Origin of the sequence: Enterococcus italicus DSM 15952 (assembly GCF_000185365.1) — a bacterium.
Lineage (GTDB): Bacteria > Bacillota > Bacilli > Lactobacillales > Enterococcaceae > Enterococcus_G > Enterococcus_G italicus.
In genome coordinates, this window is the sequence record NZ_GL622242.1 from 38323 (window position 1) to 41104 (window position 2782).

Here is a 2782-nt window from a genome sequence, read left to right on the forward strand (position 1 = left end):
ATTATCTAACACTTAGATAATAGGGGCTGTTTTCTTATTTTTATCAATATAACCCGTCCAAGGAATATACAAAAAGAACTGAAGAAATGGAATGCTTTTCGGATTTTCAGTATCAACTGAAATAAAAGTCTTAATGGGTATACCGGCTTAAATCATAGATACCGTAAGGGATTTTATTCTTTATTTAAAACTTTGCAACAGAACCCATTTTCCTCTAGGAAAAAATTAACTAGCACCACGGGTTTATTTTAGTTTTTCTTGGAAATAAAAACAGCGAAAATCCGAACATTTTCACCTCTCTCACTTTATAACTTTTACAAAATAGTACTTCTCATAAAAAGCGCTCTAGTTAAAGAAAATAAGAGAAAAATCAAAAAAAAACAAAAGTTTCTTTTACACTTGTTTCTATATTCGTTACAATGGTTATGGGAAGTTTTTCAAAAGGTTAAGAAAAGCTTACGGGGGTTTTTGAAATCAAAAAGTAGCAGGGGACGATAAAATGAAACATACACACAAAATCATATTGGCTGTCACTTCTGTATGCACTGTTATTATTCTAGGTGTAAGTATCTTTTTTGTTACACAAGCAGCAACAAACAATAAATTAGAAAACACTAGTCAAACAACTCAACACTCAAGCAGCAGCTCAAAACCTGTTGAAGATAAACAAACGACGAAACAGCTTGATCAAGCAAAACAGCTTGCTGCAAGTTATCATTATGATGAAGCCATCGCCTTACTTGAAAAAGACGACGCCAAAGAAGCGCAACAATTGTTAGCAACTTTGAAAAAAGAAAAAGAATCCTTGGTAAAATGGGAAGACCCGACCAAAATCTCACACGTCTTCTTTCATAGTCTGATTGTTGATCCAGCTAAGGCTTTTCATACCCAGCAAGCACAAGGGTATAAAGATTATATGGTCACTATTTCCGAATTCAATAAAACCATTAATCAGTTATATAAAAATAACTATGTTCTTGTTAATCTAAATGGATTAGTCAAAAAAGGAACAGATGGAAAACTGACCTTTACAGGTGTTTCTCTTCCAGAAGGAAAGAAACCGTTAATTCTTTCGCAAGACGATGTCAGCTATTATGAATACATGGACAATTCAGGATTTCCAAGTAAGTTGATTGTCGATAAACAGAACCAAATCAAGAATATTTATATCGACAATAAGAAGGAAACTGTTGGTGACTATGATATGGTTCCATTGATCGATTCATTCATTAAAAAACATCCCGATTTTTCTTATCAAGGCGCCAAAGGAACATTAGCTTTAACAGGCTATAATGGTGTATTAGGTTACCGTACATCAAAATCAGAATATAGTGATAACGAAAAAACAAACAAAGAAATCGAAGCAGCCAAAAAAGTTGCTGATCAATTAAAGAAAGATGGTTGGAGTTTTGCTTCTCATACTTGGGGACACTTGAATATGACACAAGCTTCTTTAGCCGATATCCAACAAGATAATGAACGTTGGCAAAATGAAGTTGCACCTATTTTAGGCAAAACAAATATTTTGATCTACCCATTTGGCGCTGACATCAGCGATTGGCAACCTTATTCTGAAGCAAATCAAAAATTTGCTTACTTGAAACAACAAGGATTTGATATCTTCTGCAATGTCGATGCCTCAACTCCTGCATGGGGACAACTAGGAACTGACTACTACCGTAACGCCAGAATCAATATTGACGGTATCCGTTTCGAAGCTGACCTAAAAGGAGAAAATCCAATACTTGATCAATTTATCAACGTCAAAGAAGTGTATGACCAAAAAGATCGAGGATAGAGTTTGTGAAAGAAGCGTCCAGCTCCGAGCAAATAAGAACTAGATTTCTAAAATAGTTTCTCATATTTTGGAAATCTAGCGCTTATTGCTGAGGAGTTGCTTCTTGAACACCGTGGATAAGGTTGTGAAAAGACCGTTCAGCTCCGCCGACAATAAGAATGAATTTTTCTAAACAGCTTCTCATGTTTTGAAAAATCCAGACTTATTTCAAGGAGTTGGGCTTTGAACACCGTGAATAGAGGTTAGTAAAAAAACCGTTTTGACCTGACGATAACCAGTAAAACAGAGGTGAGACCATTGCTAAAAGTAGCAGTGGTCTCATCTCTTTTTTTTGCACAAGTCATATTTGATTGTTTCGTTATTTTAATCAGGATAAAGTTCTTTTTTTCATGCTAAAGAGTGATTCTTTCTTCTCGATTTTCACTTTCTTCGTTTAACTTTTGGTAAATACTTCTGTCAGAAAAAGCTCTAGGTAGATACACGAAAGCAGATAAAAAGCCTAACTTTTGCAACAGTTTATGCTGTCGTTCAAAGTTAGGCTTTTACAGTTTATAAATAGCCCTTTCTATCCATGAATCACATCAAGTAATGTCTGGAATAAGATTGCACTAGAAGCTGCTCCTGGATCAATGTGTCCAATCGCCCGCTCCCCTAAATAAGAAGCACGTCCTTTTTTTGCGACCAAATTTTTAGTATGTTCTTTGGCATTTTCGATGACGTCTGCGGTTAGCTGATTGTTTTTTAATGCTTCCGTAACAGGCAACCAAACATCTAGCATTGTTTTATCCTCTGCTTCAGCTTTTCCTCTTGCTTGTATCCCATTTGTACCTTCTTCGATGATTTTCCCTAATTGCTCTTGTGAATTGATGACGTCAACATCCTTTGTCGCTTTCATCATGTTCATGAATGCTGAACCATATAGCGGACCTGAAGCTCCTCCAACTTTGGAGATCATTGCCATCGAAAGAACTTTAAAGGTATCAC

Annotated in this window: 2 protein-coding genes and 1 pseudogene; 2 read left to right on the forward strand and 1 reads right to left on the reverse strand. The window is 35.7% G+C overall.

Annotated elements, in window-relative coordinates:
- Window positions 1–55 precede the first annotated feature (55 nt).
- A pseudogene (locus HMPREF9088_RS11995) lies at window positions 56–151 on the forward strand (IS6 family transposase); the annotation flags it as partial.
- 348 nt (window positions 152–499) lie between these two features.
- Window positions 500–1798 carry a polysaccharide deacetylase family protein gene (locus HMPREF9088_RS10585; protein WP_007209248.1) on the forward strand — a complete coding sequence of 433 codons (1299 nt, stop codon included), beginning with the start codon at window positions 500–502 and terminating at the stop codon, window positions 1796–1798.
- Window positions 1799–2363: 565 nt separating this feature from the next.
- Here HMPREF9088_RS10585 and dhaL read toward each other — a convergent pair.
- Window positions 2364–2782, reverse strand: a 419-nt coding sequence (dhaL, locus tag HMPREF9088_RS10590) for a dihydroxyacetone kinase subunit DhaL (RefSeq protein ID WP_007209250.1), incomplete at its 5' end; no start/stop codon positions are given.

Excerpts from the sequence above, each read along its gene's own strand:
- HMPREF9088_RS10585 (WP_007209248.1), top strand. The coding sequence starts at position 500 with ATGAAACATACACACAAAATCATATTGGCTGTCACTTCTGTATGCACT.